The 20,442-nt window shown below is 72.8% G+C and carries 21 protein-coding genes and 1 pseudogene; 11 read left to right on the forward strand and 11 right to left on the reverse strand.

Annotated features, from left to right (window positions below; all coding sequences use genetic code 11):
- Positions 1 to 104: 104 nt before the first annotated feature.
- The 6 genes from HGB44_RS04330 to HGB44_RS04355 form a co-directional block, all read right to left on the reverse strand.
- Positions 105 to 1,034 carry a cytochrome d ubiquinol oxidase subunit II gene (locus HGB44_RS04330; protein WP_061079878.1) on the reverse strand — a complete coding sequence of 310 codons (930 nt, stop codon included), beginning with the start codon at positions 1,032 to 1,034 and terminating at the stop codon, positions 105 to 107.
- Positions 1,035 to 1,052: 18 nt separating this feature from the next.
- Positions 1,053 to 2,321 (reverse strand): cytochrome ubiquinol oxidase subunit I, encoded by a 1,269-nt coding sequence (locus HGB44_RS04335; RefSeq protein WP_061079877.1) that lies wholly within the window; start codon positions 2,319 to 2,321, stop codon positions 1,053 to 1,055.
- A 190-nt stretch (positions 2,322 to 2,511) separates the two neighbouring features.
- Positions 2,512 to 3,180: a response regulator gene (locus HGB44_RS04340; RefSeq protein ID WP_061079876.1), complete on the reverse strand. Its 669-nt coding sequence runs from the start codon at positions 3,178 to 3,180 to the stop codon at positions 2,512 to 2,514.
- Positions 3,177 to 4,397, reverse strand: a complete 1,221-nt coding sequence (locus HGB44_RS04345; protein WP_061079875.1) for a sensor histidine kinase — start codon at positions 4,395 to 4,397, stop codon at positions 3,177 to 3,179. The genes HGB44_RS04340 and HGB44_RS04345 overlap by 4 nt, the downstream gene beginning before the upstream one ends.
- Before the next feature lie 36 nt (positions 4,398 to 4,433).
- Positions 4,434 to 5,654: a pentapeptide repeat-containing protein gene (locus HGB44_RS04350; protein ID WP_061079874.1), complete on the reverse strand. Its 1,221-nt coding sequence runs from the start codon at positions 5,652 to 5,654 to the stop codon at positions 4,434 to 4,436.
- A gap of 74 nt (positions 5,655 to 5,728) precedes the next feature.
- On the reverse strand, positions 5,729 to 6,589 hold the full coding sequence (locus tag HGB44_RS04355; protein ID WP_061079873.1) for a spermidine synthase: 861 nt from the start codon (positions 6,587 to 6,589) through the stop codon (positions 5,729 to 5,731).
- 170 nt (positions 6,590 to 6,759) lie between these two features.
- Between HGB44_RS04355 and HGB44_RS04360 the strand changes: the two genes are divergently transcribed.
- Positions 6,760 to 8,496 (forward strand): proline--tRNA ligase, encoded by a 1,737-nt coding sequence (locus HGB44_RS04360; RefSeq protein ID WP_061079872.1) that lies wholly within the window; start codon positions 6,760 to 6,762, stop codon positions 8,494 to 8,496.
- A gap of 119 nt (positions 8,497 to 8,615) precedes the next feature.
- Here HGB44_RS04360 and HGB44_RS04365 read toward each other — a convergent pair whose 3' ends face one another.
- Both HGB44_RS04365 and HGB44_RS04370 read right to left on the reverse strand, forming a co-directional pair.
- Positions 8,616 to 9,068, reverse strand: coding sequence for a ferritin-like domain-containing protein (locus HGB44_RS04365; protein WP_061079871.1), 453 nt, complete (start codon positions 9,066 to 9,068; stop codon positions 8,616 to 8,618).
- A gap of 36 nt (positions 9,069 to 9,104) precedes the next feature.
- Positions 9,105 to 9,608, reverse strand: coding sequence for a hypothetical protein (locus HGB44_RS04370; protein WP_061079870.1), 504 nt, complete (start codon positions 9,606 to 9,608; stop codon positions 9,105 to 9,107).
- A gap of 334 nt (positions 9,609 to 9,942) precedes the next feature.
- Here HGB44_RS04370 and rimP point away from each other — a divergent pair, with 334 nt between their 5' ends.
- From rimP to truB, 7 genes are all read left to right on the forward strand, one after another.
- Complete coding sequence (gene rimP / locus HGB44_RS04375; protein WP_061079869.1) at positions 9,943 to 10,425, forward strand: ribosome maturation factor RimP; 483 nt, start codon at positions 9,943 to 9,945, stop codon at positions 10,423 to 10,425.
- Positions 10,426 to 10,449: 24 nt separating this feature from the next.
- Positions 10,450 to 11,463, forward strand: coding sequence for a transcription termination factor NusA (nusA, locus tag HGB44_RS04380; RefSeq protein WP_061079868.1), 1,014 nt, complete (start codon positions 10,450 to 10,452; stop codon positions 11,461 to 11,463).
- A gap of 13 nt (positions 11,464 to 11,476) precedes the next feature.
- Positions 11,477 to 11,800, forward strand: coding sequence for a YlxR family protein (locus tag HGB44_RS04385; RefSeq protein ID WP_082768287.1), 324 nt, complete (start codon positions 11,477 to 11,479; stop codon positions 11,798 to 11,800).
- A gap of 212 nt (positions 11,801 to 12,012) precedes the next feature.
- Complete coding sequence (gene infB / locus HGB44_RS04390; protein WP_061079866.1) at positions 12,013 to 15,042, forward strand: translation initiation factor IF-2; 3,030 nt, start codon at positions 12,013 to 12,015, stop codon at positions 15,040 to 15,042.
- 103 nt (positions 15,043 to 15,145) lie between these two features.
- A complete protein-coding gene (locus tag HGB44_RS04395) occupies positions 15,146 to 15,442 on the forward strand; it encodes a DUF503 domain-containing protein (RefSeq protein WP_061079865.1) in 297 nt (98 codons plus the stop codon).
- Between the two features lie 2 nt (positions 15,443 to 15,444).
- Entirely contained in the window at positions 15,445 to 15,888 is a 444-nt protein-coding gene (gene rbfA / locus HGB44_RS04400; RefSeq protein ID WP_061079864.1) for a 30S ribosome-binding factor RbfA, read from the forward strand.
- 55 nt (positions 15,889 to 15,943) lie between these two features.
- Positions 15,944 to 16,831 (forward strand): tRNA pseudouridine(55) synthase TruB, encoded by an 888-nt coding sequence (truB, locus tag HGB44_RS04405; RefSeq protein WP_061079863.1) that lies wholly within the window; start codon positions 15,944 to 15,946, stop codon positions 16,829 to 16,831.
- A gap of 20 nt (positions 16,832 to 16,851) precedes the next feature.
- On the opposite strand, the gene HGB44_RS04410 is transcribed toward truB, so the two are convergent.
- A complete protein-coding gene (locus HGB44_RS04410) occupies positions 16,852 to 17,700 on the reverse strand; it encodes an alpha/beta fold hydrolase (RefSeq protein WP_061079862.1) in 849 nt (282 codons plus the stop codon).
- A gap of 158 nt (positions 17,701 to 17,858) precedes the next feature.
- Here HGB44_RS04410 and HGB44_RS31760 point away from each other — a divergent pair.
- Positions 17,859 to 18,002 (forward strand): annotated as a pseudogene (locus HGB44_RS31760) (type II toxin-antitoxin system Phd/YefM family antitoxin); the annotation flags it as partial.
- A 37-nt stretch (positions 18,003 to 18,039) separates the two neighbouring features.
- Here HGB44_RS31760 and HGB44_RS31765 read toward each other — a convergent pair.
- Together HGB44_RS31765 and HGB44_RS04420 are read right to left on the reverse strand one after the other, a co-directional pair.
- The gene (locus HGB44_RS31765; protein ID WP_231972375.1) at positions 18,040 to 18,384 is read right to left on the reverse strand and encodes a BrnA antitoxin family protein; all 345 of its coding nucleotides are present in this window, start codon (positions 18,382 to 18,384) and stop codon (positions 18,040 to 18,042) included.
- Between the two features lie 5 nt (positions 18,385 to 18,389).
- Positions 18,390 to 18,659 (reverse strand): BrnT family toxin, encoded by a 270-nt coding sequence (locus tag HGB44_RS04420; protein WP_168443946.1) that lies wholly within the window; start codon positions 18,657 to 18,659, stop codon positions 18,390 to 18,392.
- A 221-nt stretch (positions 18,660 to 18,880) separates the two neighbouring features.
- Between HGB44_RS04420 and HGB44_RS04425 the strand changes: the two genes are divergently transcribed.
- Positions 18,881 to 19,828, forward strand: a complete 948-nt coding sequence (locus tag HGB44_RS04425; RefSeq protein ID WP_061079859.1) for a bifunctional riboflavin kinase/FAD synthetase — start codon at positions 18,881 to 18,883, stop codon at positions 19,826 to 19,828.
- A 256-nt stretch (positions 19,829 to 20,084) separates the two neighbouring features.
- Positions 20,085 to 20,354 (forward strand): 30S ribosomal protein S15, encoded by a 270-nt coding sequence (gene rpsO / locus HGB44_RS04430; protein WP_013154592.1) that lies wholly within the window; start codon positions 20,085 to 20,087, stop codon positions 20,352 to 20,354.
- Positions 20,355 to 20,442: the final 88 nt, after the last annotated feature.

The raw sequence follows: 20,442 nt of genomic DNA on the forward strand, positions 1-20,442 counted from the left end.
GCCCCCAACCGGGGCGGGCGCCGGCGCAGCCGGGCCCGTGGGCCCTCCTCGTCCGTCGCGGGGCGTGGGGACCGCACTGACCTGCGCGGGGGTCCCGGGCGGGTTCAGGCGAAGAAGGTCGGCGCGACCGCCGGACGGCGTGTCATTCGGTAGAGCCAAACCTGGCCGACGAACATGACCGGAATTACGGGACCGAGGGACGCCCACACGAACACCGCGGTCGTGGAGGGTATCGGCGCCGAGGGCAGCCCCAGCGCCGCCAGCAGACCGGGGACGGCGATCGCCACCGCCGAGGTGTGCCGCGACAGCATCGGACCCACCAGGCCGCTCGTCGCCGCCAGGGCCGCCAGCAGAACCGCTGCCAGCAGAACCGCGGCCAGTGCGACCGCCGGCCCGGGGGACAGGACCGGACCGCCGGGCAGCGCCGCCGCCAGCGCCGCCAGCGCCGCCGCCCCCAGGGCGAGGCGCGCGAGCGGGCGCGTGTCCCGGGCGGCCACGTCCGCGCTCTCGGAGTCGGACGGACCGACCAGCCGCTCGGCCCCGAAGGCCGCGCCGCGCAGCGCGAACAGCGCCGTGACGGCGACCGCGCAGAGCGGCGTGAACGCGCTCGCGGTGAGACCGCCCGCGAGCAGGCCCGCCACCAGCAGGCCCCACGAGGCGGCCAGGACCCAGCTGCCCGCCACGAGCGCGCAGTCGCAGGCCGTCTGCCAGCGGTCGCCGTCCACGCGGGCGCGCAGCCACAGCCCCGCGTCCCGGACCAGCCACCCGGCCGACAGGACGGCGAGCACGGGCCCCAGTTCGGCGACCACGTGGTGCTCCAGGGCGGGGAACAGGCCCGCCAGGACCCCGACAGCGGCGACCAGCCACACCTCCGAGGCCAGGAAGTAGGGGGCGACGGCGGTGACCACGCGGCGGCGCTGCTCGGGGCCGCGCGCCAGGCGCGGCATCAGCATGCCCAGGCCGATGTCGGAGCCCGCCAGGACGAGGTAGCCCACGACGAGCAGGGCGAGGAGTGCGGAGGAGAGGAGGTCCATGGCTGCGGCCTTCCGGGCTCAGTACGTGTGGACGGGGACGGCGGGATCACGGGGACCCTCGGGGTCCTCGGGCGGCCGTGTGCGCGGCTCGGCCAGAGGACCGCCCCCGGGGCCGCGCCGCGCGTAGCGCACCAGGAGCCAGTAGGTGACGGCGGTCAGGGCAGCGAAGGCCGCGGTGAAGAAGCCGAAGGAGAGCACGGCCGCGGCCGGGGACAGGGGGGTCACCGCGTCAGCCGTGGTCAGGTGGTGCACGACCGTCCAGGGCTGGCGGTTGGTCTCCCGGAACACCCAGCCGCCGACGCTGGCAAGGTAGGGCAGGAACGGCGTCACCACGAGCGGGGCGAGGAACCACCTCCAGCGGTCGAGCCCGCCGAGGGGCCAGGCCAGCAGCATGAGGGGGCCCAGGAGGAACATCAGCGTCCACGACGTCATCATCACCAGGTCACCGGTCGTGTTGGCCGCGGCCAGGAGGGGACCGCCCGGGTTCGCCGCCTCGATCGCCGCGATCTCCTCGGCGGTGTAGGTCAGCCCGCTCGTGGGCGGGTCCTGGCCGAACAGCTCGAACTGCACTCCGCCGAAGGCCGCCACGGGTACCGGCGCGAGGCACAGGACCAGCGTCGCGTAGCGGACGCCGCGTCGGAAGACGCCGTGCGCGTCGTCGCGCCGGACGAGGTGGTATGCGCTGGTCGCGGCGACGACCAGGGCGCCGACCAGCAGGGAGCCGGTGACGATGTGCCCGAAGGCCAGCACGGCCGCCGGGTTGGTCATCAGCGCGACGGGGTCGGTCAGATGCGCCACCCCGTCGACCATCTCGAAGCCCACGGGGTTGCGCAGGAAGCCGTTGGAGACCAGCACCCACCACGCGGAGGCGTAGGCCGTCGCGGTGACCACGGCGAAGCAGGCCAGGTGCGCCCACCGGCCCATGCGGTCCCACCCGAAGATCCACAGCCCCAGGAACGTGGACTCGACGAAGAACGCGGTCATCGTCTCCAGCGCCAGGGGAGCGGCGAAGGTGTAGCCGAACACCGAGTGCAGACCGCTCCAGTTCAGCGCGAGCTGGAACTCCATCACCAGTCCGGACAGGATGCCCATCCCGTAGTTGACCAGGTACAGGCCGCCCCAGAACCGCACGCCGGCCATCCGGGAGCGGTCGCCGCGCAGGGTGGCGACCAGCTGGGTGGTGAGGACGTAGGGAGCCAGCCCGAGGGTCAGGGCCACGAACATGTAGTGGGTGGCGGCGGTCAGCGCGAACTGGAGCCGCGCCAGCAGGAGGGGGTCTTCGAACATCGTCGGGCCTCGCGTTCGGCGGTGGGAACGCCGTCAAGCATCCGACGGTGGAAGGGGCGGGCACATCGTCCCGGCGGGGTCTCCTCGCCGCCCTCCCCGAGGGTAGGGGCGGCGGAGGGGGTACTCCGGTGGGCGTACGGGACGTCCCCGAGGCGGCCCCGAGACGGTCCGGGCGGCTCGCGTCCCGGACTCACCGGCTCCACTTCGGGGTGACCAGGGCGGTCTCGTAGGCGATGACGACCAGCTGGGCTCGGTCGCGCACCCCCAGCTTGACCATGGCCCGGCTGACGTGGGTCTTGGCGGTGGCCGGGCTGAGCACCAGGTGGGCGGCGATCTCCTCGTTGGACAGGCCGCCGCCGACCAGGGCGACCACCTCGCGTTCGCGCTCGGTGAGCCCGTTCAGCCGGACCGACGGGTCGGGCGCGCTCGGCGGGCGGCGCGCGTAGTCGGCGATCAGCCGCCGGGTGATCCCCGGGGACAGCAGCGCCTCGCCGCCGTGCACCACCCGCACCGCCCGCAGCAGGTCCCCGGGCTCGGTGTCCTTGACCAGGAACCCGCTGGCCCCGGCGCGCAGCGCCTCGAAGATGTACTCGTCCAGGTCGAACGTGGTGAGGATGACGACCCGCGTCGCCTCCAGGGCGGGATCGGCCAGGATGTGCCCGGCGGCGGCCAGGCCGTCCACACCGGGCATGCGGATGTCCATGAGGACCACGTCCGGGTGTTCGGCGCGGGTCAGGCGGACGGCCTCCCCGCCGTCGGCGGCCTCGGCGACCACCTCGATGTCGGGAGCGCTGTCCAGCAGCGCGCGGAACCCCGCGCGCACCAGTGCCTGGTCGTCCGCGAGCAGTACCCGGATCAACGGGGCCTCGTTTCCTCGGTGTCGGGGGAGGGAGCGGCCGGTGCCCGGCGGTCCGAACCGGCGCCGTCGAGCGGGAGCCGGGCGCGCACCCGGAATCCTCCACCCCGGAGGGGGCCAGCGTCCACCGTGCCCCCCACCAGGGAGGCGCGTTCGCGCATCCCGGTGATGCCGTTGCCCGGCACCGGCGGCCCGACGGTCCCTGCGCCGTCGTCGGTCACCTCCACGACCAGCGAGGACGCGCGGTGCTCGATGCCCACCCGCGCGGAGGAGGCCCCCGAGTGGCGGACCACGTTCGTCAGCGCCTCCTGGACCGTGCGGTAGGCGGCGGACTCGGTGCTCACGGGCAGTTGCCCGGGCACACCGCTGACCTCCACGGCCACGTCGATCCCCGCACGGCGGGTGCCCTCGGCCAGCTCCTCCACGCGGTCCAGCCCGGGGACCGGCGACCTGGGCGCGGCCTCGTCCACGGCGCGCAGCACGCCGAGCATGCCGCGCAGCTCGGTCAGCGTGTCCTTGCTGGTCCGCTTGATGGTGGCCAGCGCCTCCGCGGCCCGCTGCGGCTCGGTCTCCATCAGGTACAGAGCGGTGCCCGCCTGCACGTTGATCAGGGAGATGTTGTGCGCCACCGTGTCGTGCACGTCCCGGGCCAGCCGGACGCGCTCCTCGGAGGCCCGGCGCAGCAGCTCCTCCTCCCGGGTGCGCAGGGACTCGGCCTCGCGCTCGCGGTCGGCGCGCAGGTACTCCTGCCGCCAGCGCACGACCTCGCCCGCGCACAGCAGGACGAGCACCCAGCCGATGATGCCGACCGCCTCGGGACGGAAGGACCCGGTCACGAGGACCTCGTAGCCGTTGACGGCCGCGAACTGGCCGACGCCCAGCGTCCAGCCGAACGCGCGGTACCCCCAGCGCACCAGCGTGTAGAGCATGACGGCGGTGCACAGCATGACCATGCCGTCGGGAAAGCCCAGGGGGTAGTAGCTGGTCGCCGTGACGACCGAGACGAGTGCGGTGAGGCGGGGCAGGGAGGTCCGCCACAGGACCGGCAGGCACGCGGCGAGGATGAGCGCGTACCCCCACGGCCACGGGTCGCGGTCGTCGGGGACCGGGTCGACCAGTTCGATGACCAGGACGCTGCCCAGGGACAGGAGGAGCAGGGCCAGGGTGATCCACGTGTCGGTGCGCGCAGGACGCGCGGGGCGGAGGAGTAGTGCTGCCACAACCCCGACAGTACGGCGCTCCCCTCGGGGAGGCCGTCACCCCGGGGGAGGGTTTTCCAAAGGCGGGCTACTCCCCGGGGAGTAGCCCGCCTTTGGAGGAGTCCACGCGCGCGGCAGGGTCACCGTTGCGGAGGCGCCCCCGGCCACGGCCTCCAGGAGCCCGAACGGGGGAGTCCCGGACGCCTCCTCGTCGCCGCGCCCGGAGAATTCCACCCGCCCTGAGGCGAACACCGCCCGGTAGAAGCTCGCACCGGTCTCCGCGAAGCGGGCGTCGTGGAACAGCACCTCGGCCCCGTCGAACCGCGCCCTGGCGAAGTCCGCGTGCGTGCCCCGAAGACGTACGGCGTCCGGGTCCTCCGTCCACTCCTCGGACTCCGGGTTGCGTTCCCCGGCGAACTCCACGTGCCGGAAGTTGACGGTTCCGCCGTTGAAACGGGCGCGGCGGAAGGAGACGGTGGCGCGGCCCAGGCGCGAGTACCGGAAGTCCACCTCCCCGCTCTCGAAGCGCGCCTCGTTGAAGTTCAGGTGTCCCGAGGTGAAGTCCATCCTGCGGAAGTGCCCGCCGTCGAAGACGGCGCCGGTGAAGTCGAAACTGTGGCCCTGCCACGGGCTGTCGGGATCGCTCAAGCGGTTGCTGACCACGCGCAGGATGCTGTGCCGCACCTCTCGGAGGGAGGCGTGCTCCAACGACCGCGCACGGTGCTCCTCCGTCTGCGGACCGGTCTCCTCGGAGTGTGCCGGTTCGGGGGCGTAGGGCATGCGGACGTAGGCGCACAGGACGTCGACGCAGGTCTGGCGGAGCGCCCGGTTCGGCGCGTCGTCGGCCAGGTGCGCCAGTGCGTGGACGGCGCCCAACCGGACCGCGGCGTGCTCGCCGCCGAGTTCGGTGTAGGCCGCGGTGAAGCGGTCGTTGAAGAGCTTGATGTCCTCGCGTTCGGCAGCCTTCTGCGCGCGCAGGTTCTCCAGGTCGTTGTTGCGCTGGCGGTGGTAGGCGATCACCAGCAGGGCGATACCGCTCAGCCCCGCCACGACGGCGAACGCGCGGGTGGCGATGGCGTCCAACGCGGACACCGCGATGCGCTCGGGACGGTCGATCGTCGGGAAGCCCAGGAACCACAGGACGCCGACGCCCACCAGCGACACCCCGGCGATCGTGGCGGCCCACGCGCCCAGGATGTGCGGCCACAACCGGGGAGGAGCGGAGCGGCGGGGCTTCGTGCGTGTACCGGATGTGGAGGTCCTGGGGGAGACGCGCATGGAACCAAAATAGGGCTTTGGTGGGACTTCTCCGACTACGGGTGCACGGTCGGGGTCTCCCGGCTTCGCTCCGGCTAGAAGACGCCGTCCGGCGGGGCCGGGGAGTCGACGGCATCGGCGTCGCGCACGGGGGGCCGGCCCGAGACGAAGCGGTCCAGCTCCTCGCCCTCCAGCAGGCGGGCCATCTCCGGGTCCCGGTGCGCGCGGCGGCCCAGTTCCTCCACGGGCAGGGGGCTGTGCGAGGCGGTCAGGACCAGGTTGCCGAACCGCCGTCCGCGCAGCACGCCCGGCTCGGCCGACAGCGCCGTGTGCGGCAGCGCCGTCCGCGCGGTCGCCACCTGGCTCCGGGCGTGGGCCAGGCTCCCCCCGTCGCCGATGTTGACCACCAGCATCCCGGCCGGTCGCAGAACGCGCGCCAGCTCGGCGTAGAACTCCGCCGACGTCAGCCGGGCCGGGGTGCGCGCGCCCGCGAACACGTCGCTGACCACCAGGTCCGCGCTGTCGGTGTGCCGGGCGGTGATCCACTCCCGGGCGTCGCCGATGCCCACGCGCAGCTGCGCCCTGCGGTCCCAGGGCAGTCGCCTGCGCACCATCTCGACCAGGGGCGCGTCCACGTCCACCGCGCGCTGGCGGGAACCGGGACGGGTGTGGGCCACGTAGCGGGCCAGCGTCAGCGCGCCCGCGCCCAGGTGCAGGGCGTCCACGGCCTCCCCCGGCGGCGCCACGAGGTCGGCCGCGTGCGCGATGCGGCGCATGTAGGAGAAGTCCAGGTACGAGGGGTCGGCCAGGTCCACGTGGGACTGGGGCGTACCGTCCACGACCAGGAACCACGAGTCGGACCGGTCGGCGTCGGCGAGCAGTTCCGTGCCCGAGTCCCCGCCGTCCACGCCGTCCCCGCCGTGCGCCGCTTCCTCCCGCGCGCCGCGTCTGCCCACGTCCGCCTCCGTTCGTCGGCCCCAAGACTACGCACAGGCCCGAGCGAGCGTGTCCGTGGTCGCGCTAGCCTGGGGAACCCAGGTTTTCTGAATCATGCAGGTCTTTTCAGGCCTTGCGAGTTCCCTTGCATATTTCACAAGTCCCACGAGGAGTGGCCGTGCTACTGCGGATGTCGACCCTGTTCCTGCGCACCCTGCGTGAGGACCCGGCGGACGCCGAGGTGCCGAGCCACAAGCTGCTCGTGCGCGGCGGGTTCGTGCGCCGGGCCGCCCCCGGCGTCTACACCTGGCTGCCCCTGGGCAGGATCGTCCTGGAGAACGTCTCCCGGATCGTGCGCGAGGAGATGGACGCCATCGGCGCCCAGGAGGTGCTCCTGCCCGCGCTGCTGCCCCGCGAGTACTACGAGGCCACCGGGCGCTGGGAGGAGTACGGCGACACCCTGTTCCGCCTCAAGGACCGCAAGGGAGCCGACTACCTGCTCGGCCCCACCCACGAGGAGCTGTTCACGCTCCTGGTCAAGGGCGAGTACTCCTCCTACAAGGACTTCCCGGTCACCCTGTACCAGATCCAGGAGAAGTTCCGCGACGAGGCGCGTCCCCGCGCGGGCGTGCTGCGCGGCCGCGAGTTCCACATGAAGGACTCCTACTCCTTCGACATCGACGACGAGGGCCTGCGCGCGTCCTACGCCGACCACCGCGCCGCCTACATCCGCGTCTTCGACCGGCTGGGCCTGGAGTACGTGATCGTGTCGGCCACCTCGGGCGCCATGGGCGGATCGGCCTCCGAGGAGTTCCTGGCCGTCGCCCCGACCGGCGAGGACACCTTCGTGCGCAGCACGGAGTCCGACTACGCCGCCAACGTCGAGGCCGTGGCCGTCCCGGCCCCCGAGGCGCTGTCGGTCGAGGGGCTGCCCGAGGCCGCGGTCCACCACACCCCGGACACCGCCACGATCCAGACCCTGGTGGACTTCCTCAACGGCGCCGGGCTGGGCCGCGACTTCAGCGAGGCCGACACCCTCAAGAACGTCCTGGTCAAGACCCGCACGCCCGGCGCCAAGGAGTGGGAGCTGCTGGCCGTCGGCCTGCCCGGCGACCGCGAGGTGGACTTCAAGCGCCTGGAGGCGGCGCTGGAGCCCGCCGAGGTCGCCCTCCTGGAGGAGGCCGACTTCGCGGCCAACCCCTTCCTGGTCAAGGGCTACATCGGCCCCCGCGCGCTGCTGGACAACAAGGTCCGCTACCTGGTCGACCCCCGGGTGGTCACCGGTACCGCCTGGGTGACCGGCGCGGACGAGGCCGACCACCACGTCGTCGACCTGGTCGCGGGCCGCGACTTCGTCCCCGACGGCACCATCGACGTCGCCGAGGTGCGCGACGGCGACCCCTCGCCCGACGGCAGGGGCACCCTGTACACCGCGCGCGGCATCGAGATCGGCCACATCTTCCAGCTGGGCCGCAAGTACACCGACGCCTTCCAGGTGGACGCACTGGGCCCCGACGGCAAGCCCCGCCGGGTCACCATGGGCTCCTACGGCATCGGCGTCTCGCGCGCCGTCGCCGCGGTCGTCGAGCAGTCCCACGACGACAAGGGCGTCGTCTGGCCGCGCGAGGTGGCGCCCGCGGACGTGCACGTGGTCGGCACCGGCAAGGGCGAGCAGATCGAGGAGGCGCTGCGGATCGCCCGGGAGCTGGAGGCCAGGGGCCTGCGCGTCCTCGTGGACGACCGCAAGGGGGTCTCGCCCGGCGTCAAGTTCACCGACGCCGAACTCCTGGGCGTCCCGACCGGCGTCATCGTCGGCCGCGGCCTCAAGGACGGCCTGGTGGAACTGCGCGACCGCGCCACCGGCGACCGCGAGGAGGTCGCCCTGACCGAGATCGTGGACCGTACCGTCGCCGCCTGCCGCGCGTAGCGGGTGACGGCCGGGGAGGGACCGGGAGGACGCCGGGCCCTCCCCGGCCGCGCGCCGGAGCCCTCCGCGGACCGGTGGCCGCCCGCGACGGTCGCCGGGGCCGAGGGCTCCGTCAGCGGCTATCCGGCCTCGTCGAAGCCGGGCAGGGCGTCCAGCGCCCCGCCCCACTCCAGCAGGCGCACGGTCGTCTCCTGCAGTGCCCGGGCGCCCGTCACCCGCAGGTCGGTGTCCCGCGAGGCGGTCAGCCACAGGTGGGCCCGCGCGGCCGCCTGTTCCAGCCCGGCGGCGTAGGCGTCGACGGCCTCGTCGCCGTACTCCTCGGCGACCGGGTAGGAGGCCAGCGCGGGCGGCGGGTCCACGCCCCGCTCCACCGCCGCGGCGTGCAGCGCGTCGCGCAGCGCCTTGTGCTCGTGGGCGGTGCTTCCCGCGTGGTCGCGGCGGCCCTCGTCCTCGGCGGCCCCGCCGATGAACTCGTACCCGTACACGGCCGCGTGTTCGGCGCGCAGCGCCTCGGCCAGCGCCTGGGGGCCGGGGTCCGGCTCCTCAGCGGTGGACGTGGGGCTCTCGCTCACCTTGCTACCTGCCTTCCGTCTGGGGGTGTGCGGCCGCTACTGCTCCTGGGCCAGCAGGTGGGCGTGTCCCGCCTCGCACGCGCCGATCGCGCTGATCAGCTGCGCCAGCGCGGAGTCGGTGACGGCGCCCGCCTGGTCCAGCCGGGCGCCGGTCGCCGCGGCCTCCAGCACGCGCAGCGCCGCGGTCCCCGGCGCGGCCTCCGGAACGGGGGCCTCCTCGGGGGAGGAGGGGGCACCCGACGGCTCGGAGGAGGGGGACGGGGCGTCCTCGGGGAGGGACTCCAGCAGCGCGTCCAGGTGGGACAGGTGGTGTTCCAGGAACCGCTCCAGCAGCTCCACCGGACCCGTCCCCTCGGCGACGGCGGCCTCGTAGCGCGCGATCATCCGCTCCTTCTCCCGGACCACCGCGCGCAGCACGTACACGTCCGGGGTCACGTCGGAGGGGTACCACTCAACACCGCCACACCCGGCCAGGCCCACGGCTCCCACAGCGGCCGTCGCGCCCAGCACCGTGCGACGGCTGACACAGCCGATCCCCACGCGCTCTCCCTCCCGTGCGGTGCGGGCCGCTCCGCGGCGGCCCCCCGGCCCCCATCCTTCCACGTCCCCTACCGGGCGGGGGACGCCGCCGCGTGGGCGCGTCCCGGAGAGCACTCGCCGACGCGCCCCGGCCACCGACGGCGACCTGGAGGGGTTCCGGGTGTGGATACCCTTGCAGCACAACCGCCGTCGCACGCGACGCGCGGTCGGCCCGCGTCCCCGCACCAGGGGGCGGGCCGCTGAAGTCGAAGACTACGTACAGAGCTGGACCGCCCCGTACACCGGCCCGACGGCCGCGCGGGCGGGATCTTCGCCGTTGGAGGAGCAGGACCACATGGGAGCGCAGGCGCGCGAGGAGCGCATCGCCGAGCTGCTGGAGCCGGTACTGGCCGAGGCCGGACTGGACCTGGAAGCCGTCGAACTCACACCGGCTGGCAAGCGACGGGTGCTGCGCGTGGTCGTGGACTCCGACAACGGGGTCGACCTGGACACGGTCGGCGAGGTCAGCCAGGAGGTGAACACCCTGCTGGACTCCTCCGACGTCATGGGCGCGCAGCCCTACGTCCTGGAGGTCACCTCGCCGGGGGTGGACCGTCCGCTGACCCAGCCGAGGCACTGGCGCCGCTCCCGCGGCCGTCTGGTGACCGCATCCCTCGCCGAGGGCGGCAAGGTCACCGGGCGCGTCACCGGCGCCGACGACGACGGGGTCACCCTGGACGTCGAGGGTCAGCCCCGCACCTTCACCCACGCCGAACTCGGCAAGGGCAGGGTCCAGGTGGAATTCCGCCACGATGCCGACACCGACGCGGCGGACTAGAGGGGGAGCCCCGTGGATATTGACATGAGCGTTCTGCGCAGCCTGGAACGCGAGAAGGACATCTCCGTCGAACTCGTGGCCAAGGCCATCGAGGACGCGCTACTGATCGCCTACCACCGCGAGGAGGGCCCCGAGAAGCGGGCCCGCGTCGAGCTCAACCGCTCCACCGGCCACGTGACCGTGTGGGTGGCCGAGACCGACGAGGACGGCGAGTCCGTCGGCGAGTTCGACGGCACCCCCACCGGGTTCGGCCGCATCGCGACCTCCACCGCCAAGCAGGTCATCCTCCAGCGTCTGCGCGACGCCGAGGACGAGCTGACCCTGGGGGAGTTCGCCGGACGCGAGCACGACATCGTCTCCGGCATCATCCAGCAGGGCAAGGACCCCCGCAACGTGCTGGTGGACCTCGGCAGGATCGAGGCGGTCCTGCCCCCGCAGGAGCAGGTGCCCACCGAGACCTACACCCACGGCGAGCGCCTGCGGGCCTACGTCGTGCAGGTCCGCAAGGGCCACCGCGGCCCCTCGGTCACCCTCTCGCGCACGCACCCCAACCTGGTGCGCAAGCTCTTCGAGCTGGAGGTCCCCGAGATCGCCGACGGTACCGTCGAGATCGCGGCGATCGCCCGCGAGGCGGGCCACCGCACCAAGATGGCCGTCCACTCCAACCGCGGCGGGGTCAACGCCAAGGGCGCCTGCATCGGCCCGCTCGGCAGCCGCGTCCGCAACGTCATGGCCGAACTCCACGGGGAGAAGATCGACATCGTCGACTACTCCGAGGACCCGGCCGTGTTCGTCGCCAACGCCCTGTCCCCGGCGAGGGTCAACTCCGTGGAGATCCTCGACATGGCCTCCCGTGTCGCCCGCGTGGTCGTGCCCGACTACCAGCAGTCCCTCGCGATCGGCAAGGAGGGCCAGAACGCCCGTCTGGCCGCGCGTCTGACCGGCTGGCGCATCGACATCCGCTCCGACGCCGAGCCCGCGGGGGAACCGGACCGGGAGGACGCGGTCGAGGGCGACGACACCGCCGCGACGGGCTGATCGGGTCGCGCGCATGCCTCGACGCGATAGGGTGGCCCATGGCGGTCCCGACCGCCCCGTGCGTACGTGCGTGGGGTGTCGGTCGCGGGCAGTCCAGTCCGACCTCGTGCGGCTGGTGGCCGAGGGCACGGTCATCACGCCCGACACCCGGGGTCGTCTTCCGGGGCGCGGCGCCTACCTGCACCACGATCGGCGGTGCTTCGAGCTCGCCGAACGCCGCAGGGCCTGGTCACGCGCCTACCGGAGGGGAGCGGGCGCCAACGGGTGGGACGTCTCACCCGTGGCGGCCCTGATCGACGCCGCCCCGCGTGGCGGATCGGGTCAGCGTTCCCGATAGGGTTGGAATGTCTGGGCCGACTTGTGGGTTGTACAGACCGAGGTCGGCGTCCAGTGCTGTGTCGGCACGGAGAAGCCGGCCCATTGTTGTGTAGCGATGAGGAAGCAGGTCGAGATTGCGATGAGCGCCTGATGAGTACGCAGCGATGAGTAACTCGAGCTAACGACGGTCCGGCACAAGCCCATGTCCCGGACCGAAGCTGAAGGAGAGTAGTGGCGAAGGTCCGGGTATATGAACTCGCCAAGGAGTTCGGTGTAGAGAGCAAGGCCGTTCTGGCCAAGCTCAACGAGATGGGCGAATTCGTCCGTTCGGCGTCCTCGACCATAGAGGCCCCCGTCGTACGTCGCCTCCAGGAAGCCTTCAACAACGGTTCCGACGGCGGTCGCAAGGGTTCGGCTCCCAAGCCCGGCCCGCGTCCCGCCGCGGAGAACAGCGCCGCCCCGAAGCCGGGTCCGGCGCCCAAGCCCGGCCCCCGGCCGGCTCCCGCGTCCAAGCCCGCACCGCAGGGCGAGGCCGCCCCGCAGAGCGAGCCCGCTCCGCGTGCGAACGCGCCCAAGCCCGGCCCCAAGGCTCCCCGTGGCGAGGCCGGCGCCCGCCCCGGCGGCGCCCCCAAGCCCGGTGCCCAGGCCGGCCGTCCCGAAGGCGGCCGACCCGAAGGCGGTCGTGCCGAGGGTGGTCGTTCCGAGCGCCCTCAGCGCGGCGGTGACCGCCCCGAGCGCGGCGACCGTCCGCAGCGCGGCGGCGACCGTCCCGAGCGCGGCGGGCCCCGTCCCGGTCCGCGCCCGTCCGGTCCCCGTCCGGGCAACAACCCGTTCGCGTCCAACGCCTCCGGCATGGGCTCCAAGCCGGCCGCGCCGCGGCCCGGCGGCGGAGCCCCGCGTCCGGGTCCGCGTCCCGGCCCGCAGGGCGGCGGCGACCAGCGCGCTCCCCGTCCGGGTGGCGGCGCCCCGCGTCCCGGCGGCGGCGCTCCGCGTCCGGGTCCGCGTCCCGGCCCGCAGGGCGGCGGCGACCAGCGCGCCCCGCGTCCCGGCGGCGCCGCGGGCGCTCCGCGTCCGGGCGGTGCCGCGGGTCCCCCGCGTCCCGGTCCCCGGCCCGGCGGTCCGCGCCCCAGCCCGATGAACATGCCCTCGTCCCGTCCGGCCGCGCCCGCGGGCGGCGGTCGCGGCGGTGGCGGCGGCCGTCCCGGTGGCGGCGGCGGCCGCGGTCGCGGGGGAGCCCCCGCGGGTGCCGGTCCGCGTCCCGGTGTCGGCGGCGGCGGTCGTCCGGGTGGCTTCGGTGGCCGTCCCGGCGGCGGTGGCCGCGGTCGCGGCGGCGGTACGGCCGGTGCGTTCGGACGCCCCGGCGGCCGTCCCGGACGTGCCCGCAAGTCCAAGAAGCAGCGGCGCCAGGAGTTCCACGACTTCCAGGCCCCGTCGTTCGGCGGCGTCAAGATCCCGAGCGGCAACGACCAGACCATCCGCCTGTCCCGCGGCGCCTCGCTGTCGGACTTCGGCGACAAGATCGACGTCAACCCGGCGTCGCTCGTCCAGGTGATGATGCACCTGGGTGAGATGGTCACCGCGACCCAGTCCCTTCCGGACGAGACCCTGATGCTGCTGGGCGAGGAGCTCAAGTACAGGATCGAGGTCGTCAGCCCGGAGGACGAGGACCGCGAGCTGCTGGAGTCCTTCTCCATCGAGTTCGGCGAGGACGAGGGCACCGCGGAGGACCTGCGTCCGCGTCCGCCGGTGGTCACCGTCATGGGTCACGTCGACCACGGTAAGACCCGACTGCTGGACACCATCCGCAAGACCAACGTCGTCAGCGGCGAGGCCGGCGGTATCACCCAGCACATCGGTGCCTACCAGGTCGCCACCGAGGTGGACGGCGAAGAGCGCAAGATCACCTTCATCGACACCCCGGGCCACGAGGCGTTCACCGCCATGCGTGCCCGCGGTGCGAAGGTCACCGACATCGCGGTGCTGGTCGTGGCGGCCGACGACGGCGTCAAGCCGCAGACGGCCGAGGCCATCGACCACGCCAAGGCGGCCGAGGTGCCGATCGTGGTCGCGGTCAACAAGATCGACGTCGAGGGCGCCGACCCGCAGCGGGTCCGCGCGCAGCTCACCGAGTACGGCCTGGTGGCCGAGGAGTACGGCGGCGACGTCCAGTTCGTGGACATCTCCGCGCTCAAGGGCGACAACATCGAGACCCTGCTCGAGTCGATCGTGCTGACCTCCGACGCCGCGCTCGATCTCCAGGCCAACCCGGAGATGGACGCGCAGGGCCTGGCCATCGAGGCCTACCTGGACCGCGGTCGCGGTTCCATGGCCACGGTGCTGGTCCAGCGCGGCACGCTCAACGTCGGTGACTCGATCGTCTGTGGTGACGCCTTCGGCCGCGTCCGCGCCATGCTCGACGAGCACGGCCAGAACGTGCAGAGCGCCGAGCCGTCCCGTCCGGTGCAGGTGCTGGGTCTGACCAACGTTCCCAGCGCCGGTGACAGCTTCCTGGTCGTCAAGGACGACCGGGTGGCGCGGCAGATCGCCCAGCAGCGTGAGGCGCGCGAGCGCTTCGCCCAGCAGGCGCGTTCGGCCCGCCGGGTCACCCTCGACAACTGGCAGAACGCCCTGAAGGAGGGCGAGCGCTCCGAGCTGCTCCTCCTCATCAAGGGTGACATGTCCGGTTCCGTCGAGGCGCTGGAGGAGTCCCTGCTCAAGATCGACGCCGGTGGCGACGAGGTGAGCATCCGGGTCATCGGGCGCGGTGTCGGTGCGATCACGCAGAACGACATCAACCTGGCGGCCTCCGCCGAGGCGATCATCGTCGGCTTCAACGTTCGGCCCGAGGGCAAGAACAGCGAGCTGGCCGACCGCATGGGCGTGGACATCCGGTACTACTCGGTGATCTACCAGGCCATCGACGAGGTCGAGGCCGCGGTCAAGGGTCTGCTCAAGCCGATCTACGAAGAGGTCCAGCTCGGCAGCGCGGAGATCCGCGAGGTCTTCAAGGTGCCCAGGATCGGCAACATCGCCGGTTCGATCGTCCGCAGCGGCCTGATCCGCCGCAACTCCAAGGCGCGGCTCATCCGCGACGGGGTCGTCATCTCCGAGAACCTCAACGTGGACTCCCTGCGCAGGTTCAAGGACGACGCGACCGAGGTCCGCGAGGGCTTCGAGTGCGGTATCGGCGTCGGCTACAACGACCTGCGTGTCGGGGACGTCATCGAGACGTACGAGATGCAGGAGAAGCCCCGCGACTGATCCTCGCGGAGCATGACCAGACGGGGCCCCGGCCGTGCGGCCGGGGCCCCGTGTCTCGCGCCGCAGCCAGCGGCACACGACTCCACACACCACAGGTGATCACTTGTACGTTGGGGCGCTGACCCTGGACGTCCTTCTCGGTGACGTCCACTCGCTCAAACAGAAGCGTTCGCTGGTCCGACCCGTCATCGCCGAACTGCGCCGCAAGTTCTCGGTCTCGGTCTCCGAGGCGGGCGATCAGGACCTGTACCGCCGCGCCAAGATCGGTGTCGCGGTGGTCGCGCCGACGGCGGCGCACGCCCGGGACCTGATGGACTCCTGCGAGAGCTTCGTGGCGGGCCGTCCCGAACTGGAGCTGCTCTCCGCCAGGCAGCGGCTCTTCAACGAAGAGGAAGACTGACGATGGTTGACGCCGCACGCGCGCGCAAGATCGCCGACCGCATCCAGCGCATCGTCGCCGAGATGCTGGACCGGCGCATCAAGGACCCGCGCCTGGGATTCGTCACCGTGACCGACGCGCGCATCACCGCCGACCTGCGGGACGCCACGGTGTACTACACGGTGTTCGGCACCCCGGACGAGAAGGCCGCCTCCGCCGCCGCTCTGGAGAGCGCCAAGGGCGTGATCCGCAGCGAGGTGGGACGCCAGACCGGCATCCGGCACACGCCGAGCCTGACCTTCGTCGTCGACGAGGTGCAGGAGAACGCCCAGCACATCGAGGAACTGCTGCTCAAGGCGCGCCAGTCGGACGCGGAGCTGGCCGAGAGGGCCAGCGGCGCCCAGCCCGCGGGCGAGGCCGACCCCTACCGGGCGCCCCGCGAGGACGAGCGCGACGAGGACGAGTAACACCCCCGGCGGCGGCGCGGACCCCGCGCCGCCGCCCTTCACCCCGAGGAGCACCATGGCCGAGAGCGGCGTCGTGGTCGTCGACAAGCCCGCCGACTGGACCTCACACGACGTGGTCGCCAGGACGCGCGGTCTCGCGCGCACCCGCAGGGTCGGCCACGCGGGCACCCTGGACCCGATGGCCACCGGTGTCCTGGTGCTGGGCATCGAGAAGGGCACCAAGCTCCTGGGCCACCTGACCCTGACCGAGAAGGTCTACGAGGCCACGATCCGCCTCGGCCTGACGACCAACACCGACGACGCGGAGGGCGAGCCCCTCGTCCGCACGGACGCCTCCGGGGTCCGCGAGGAGGCCGTGCGCGCCGCCGTGGACAAACTCACGGGGCAGATCCAGCAGGTTCCGCCCCAGGTCAGCGCGATCAAGGTGGACGGCAAGCGCGCCTACAAGTCGGCGCGTGAGGGCAAGGAGGTGGCCCTCAAGGCCCGCACGGTCACCGTCGCGGAGTTCACGGTCACCGACGTGCGCCGGGTCTCCGACGCCGACGGGGGGTTCGTGGACGTGGACGCCGCCGTCACCTGCTCCAGCGGCACCTACATCCGTTCGCTGGCCCGCGACATGGGCGCGGACCTGGGCGTGGGCGGGCACCTGACGGCGCTGCGGCGCACCAGGGTGGGCCCCTACGACCTGTCCCGGGCGCGCACGCTGGACGAGCTGGCCGAGGAGTTCACGCAGGTCCCGCTCGCCGAGGCCGTCGCCGCGGCCTTCCCGGCGCGTGCCCTGAGCGAGGACGAGGAGCAGCGGATCCGGCACGGCAACCGGATCGACCCGGACGGGTCCGGGAACGGCCCGGTCGGCCTCTTCGCCCCGGACGGTCGTGTGATCGCCCTGGGGGAGAACCGCCGGGACCACATGAAGCCCGTGGTGGTCTTCGAACCCGCCTGACCCCGCGCGGATCCGCCCGGTCAGGCGGCCCCGAGGAACCGGGCGAGGGCCGCGGTCAGCTCTCCGGGGCGCTCCACGGACGGCAGGTGGCCGGTGTCGGGCATCTCCAGCAGCCGAGCCCCCGGCACGCCCTCGGCGTAAAGGTCCGCGACCTCCCGCACCTGCGCGATCTCCGACAGCCCCTTCACCACCAGCGTCGGCACGGCGATCTCACCCAGGCGGTCGTTGGCGGGCCGCTCCGGCCAGCGGGTGGTGCGGACCGGCCCGGACCACCCGCGGGCGAACAGCTCGCGCAGCATGAGCAGCACCAGGTCCCAGGCCTCCGGCGAGACGTCCTCGGGCACCCGCCCGGGGCCCAGCACCATGAACCGGGCCTGGGCCTCGGCCATCGCCGCGACGTCCCCGGGGTCGGGATCGGCGCGTCCCGCCCGGTACACCTCCAGGCGCTCGTGGGGGACGGCGCCCAGCACCATCTTGCGCGCCTCGCGTACGAAGACCTCCGGCCACTCGTGTCCCGACATCCCCGGGCACACCAGGGCCAGGGCCTCCACCCGCTCCGGGGCTGCCAGCGCCGCGTCCACGCAGTGGGCGCCGCCGAAGGAGGCGCCGACCAGGGTCGCCCGGTCGATCCCCAGGGCGTCCATGAGGGCCAGCAGATCCTCGTGGTGGTCGGCGGGGCCCTCGTGCTCGGCAGAGCCGCCGTGGCCGCGCCAGTCGTAGCGGACCACCCGGTGGGTCTTCGCGAACTCGGTGAACTGGTGGTCCCACATGCGCCGGTCGGCCACACCGGCGTGCACGAAAACGATCGCGGGACCGGAACCGGCCTCGTCGTACGCCAGTCGGGCCGTACCCGTGTCGATCATCGCCATCGGTGCACGGTAACCGCCCCGCGGACGTGTGCCAACCCGGCTCCGCCGCGGGCGGAGCGGCCGGGAACGACTCTGGCCCCCTCGCGGAACGCGTGGGATTTCGGGGAGATCCGGGGCACAGGGCAGACCGCTCGGTGGGAATCGTCGTCATGAGAACGATGTCGCTGGCGGAGGCCAGGCACAACCTGTCACAGATCGTCGACGAGGTGGAGGGGACACACGAGGCGGTCACCACCACCCGCGACGGCAGGCCCAGCGTCGTGGTGGTCTGCGTGGACGACTACAGGACGGTGACGGGAACCCTCGCTCTCCTGAGCGGGCGGCAGGAACGGGAACGGCTCAGTTCCCACGGAGTCCGGCGTCCTCCGGTTCCTCCCGGACGACACGGCGCATCACCTGGGACAGCAGATCGAGGTGTCCGGGATCGGGCTGTGCGGTCCGCCCCTCCAGCTCCAAGTGCTCCTCGATCCAACGGCGCATGAGCGCGGTCGGCTTCACGTCCCGGGCCGCGGCGACCTCGCGGACCCGGTTCATCGTGTGCTTGGGCAGACGGATCGGGGACACGACCATGACCCGGTCCCCGGGCTCCGGATCGTGCCGTTCCAGTTCGGCCGCCTCGATGTCCTCGCTGATGTCGTGTTCACCGTAGTACTCGGCTAGTTCGTCGAGTTGCCTGTTATCCATGATCGTCACACCTTCCGTTGAAACGTCCTCCGCTCCTCGGAGGTCATATCCCGGGCGGTTACCACGTACCAGGAACGGTGGTGTCCGATCGACTCCGCAAGGACGACCGTCAGACAACTTCCACCGTGGGTCCGTCCGAGCAGGATGGTGGTTCCCTCGCGCCCGGCGAACGTCCAGTGGGGGAATCCGACCGCTTCCTCGACCTCCTGCGGAGAGACTCCACGGCGGGCGATGTGCGCTTCGTTGGCGTCCGTCCAGTGAATTCCCATGTTCACGATGGGTAACGTAGTACCTCGTAATACGCCGAGTGGGCGTTGTCGAGGTCTGTTCGCAAGCCCGCGGAGGGAGGCGCGGCCCGGCGTGTGCTGGGCCACACACCCCTTGTGTCAGTGGGGGACCCGCGGACGTGGCACCCTTGGTTCGTGCGGAACCCGGACACGCTGGGCGTGGCGGGGCCCGCGCGGACCACGAGGAGCGACGAGCAGGGGAGCCGGACGTGCGGCGATGGGACGGGCTGGAGGGCGTTCCCTCCGGGTGGGGGCGCTCCGTGGTGGCGGTCGGCGTGTTCGACGGGGTGCACCGTGGCCACCAGGCCATCCTGGAGACCGCGGTCGGACACGGGCGCGAGCTCGGCCTCCCGGTGGCCGTGGTGACCTTCGACCCCCACCCCCAGACGGTGCTGCGCGGTACCACGCCGCCGGTGCTCACCCCCCTGGAACGGCGGGTGGAGCTGCTGGCCGGGTACGGCGCCGACGCCGTGTGCGTCCTGCCCTTCACCAAGGACCTGTCCTCCCTGACCCCGGAGGAGTTCGTCCAGCGCGTCCTGGTCGACCGCCTGCACGCCGCGGCCGTGGTCGTGGGCGAGGACTTCCGCTTCGGCCACCGCGCCGCGGGCGACGTCGCCGCGCTGGCCGCGCTGGGCGCCGAGTACGGCTTCACCGCCGACGGGGTCGCGCTGGTCGCGGACGGCGACACCATCACCTCCACGCGCGTGCGCGGGCTGCTCGCCGAGGGCGACGTGGCCGGGGCCGCCGAGCTGCTGGGCCGCCCGCACCGGGTCGGGGGCGAGGTCGTGCACGGCGCCGCGCGCGGCCGCGAACTGCTGGGCTTCCCCACCGCCAACATGGACCTGCTCCCCGACACCGCCGTCCCCGGCGACGGCGTCTACGCGGGCTGGCTCCACCGCTCCGAGCCCGTCGCCGGGCAGGAGTCGCGCTGGCCCGCCGCCATCTCCGTGGGCAGCAACCCCACGTTCGACGGCGCCGAGCGCACGGTGGAGGCCTACGCCCTGGACCGCGACGACCTGGACCTGTACGGACTGCGCATGACGGTGGACTTCACGGTGCACATCCGCGGTCAGGAGCGCTTCGACAGCATCGACGAGCTGATCGTCGCCATGCGCCGCGACGTCGACCGCTGCCGCGAGGTCCTGCGCGCCGGGTAGGGGCGGGGAGACCCCGCCCACGCCCGGCCACGGCCCGCCACCTCGCGGTCTGCGGTAGGCTGATCGTTGTCCACGTGTGCCCACGGCCGGTCGCCTCCGCGCTACCGCCGCCGGGGGAGCGCGGCGCACCCACGCCGTCGGCGGCGGGCCGCGCACCACACGCGACGGTGACTGTTCGTACGCGCGGTCACCGCGTCTGATCCCGGTCACGCGCCGGGCTCCACACCGCGTACCGACTTTCTAGCGAAGGAGCGTCGTGTCGATCGACACCGCCACCAAAGAGAAGATCATCGCCGAGTACGCCACCGGCGAGGGTGACACCGGTTCCCCCGAGGTCCAGGTCGCGCTGCTCACGCACCGCATCACCGAGCTGACCGAGCACCTCAAGGGCCACAAGCACGACCACCACAGCCGCCGCGGTCTGCTGCTGATGGTCGGTCGCCGCCGCCGTCTGCTCAAGTACATCGCCAAGCAGGACATCACCCGTTACCGCTCGCTCATCGAGCGCCTGGGCCTGCGCCGCTAGCAGAGTCTTCGGCGGCGCCCTCGGCGCTCGCCTCGCTCCGCCCCGTTCGGGGCGCCGCAGTACCGGGTTCCCGCCCACGCCCGGCCCG

Source organism: Nocardiopsis alborubida (assembly GCF_012396365.1).
Taxonomy (GTDB): Bacteria; Actinomycetota; Actinomycetes; order Streptosporangiales; family Streptosporangiaceae; genus Nocardiopsis; species Nocardiopsis alborubida.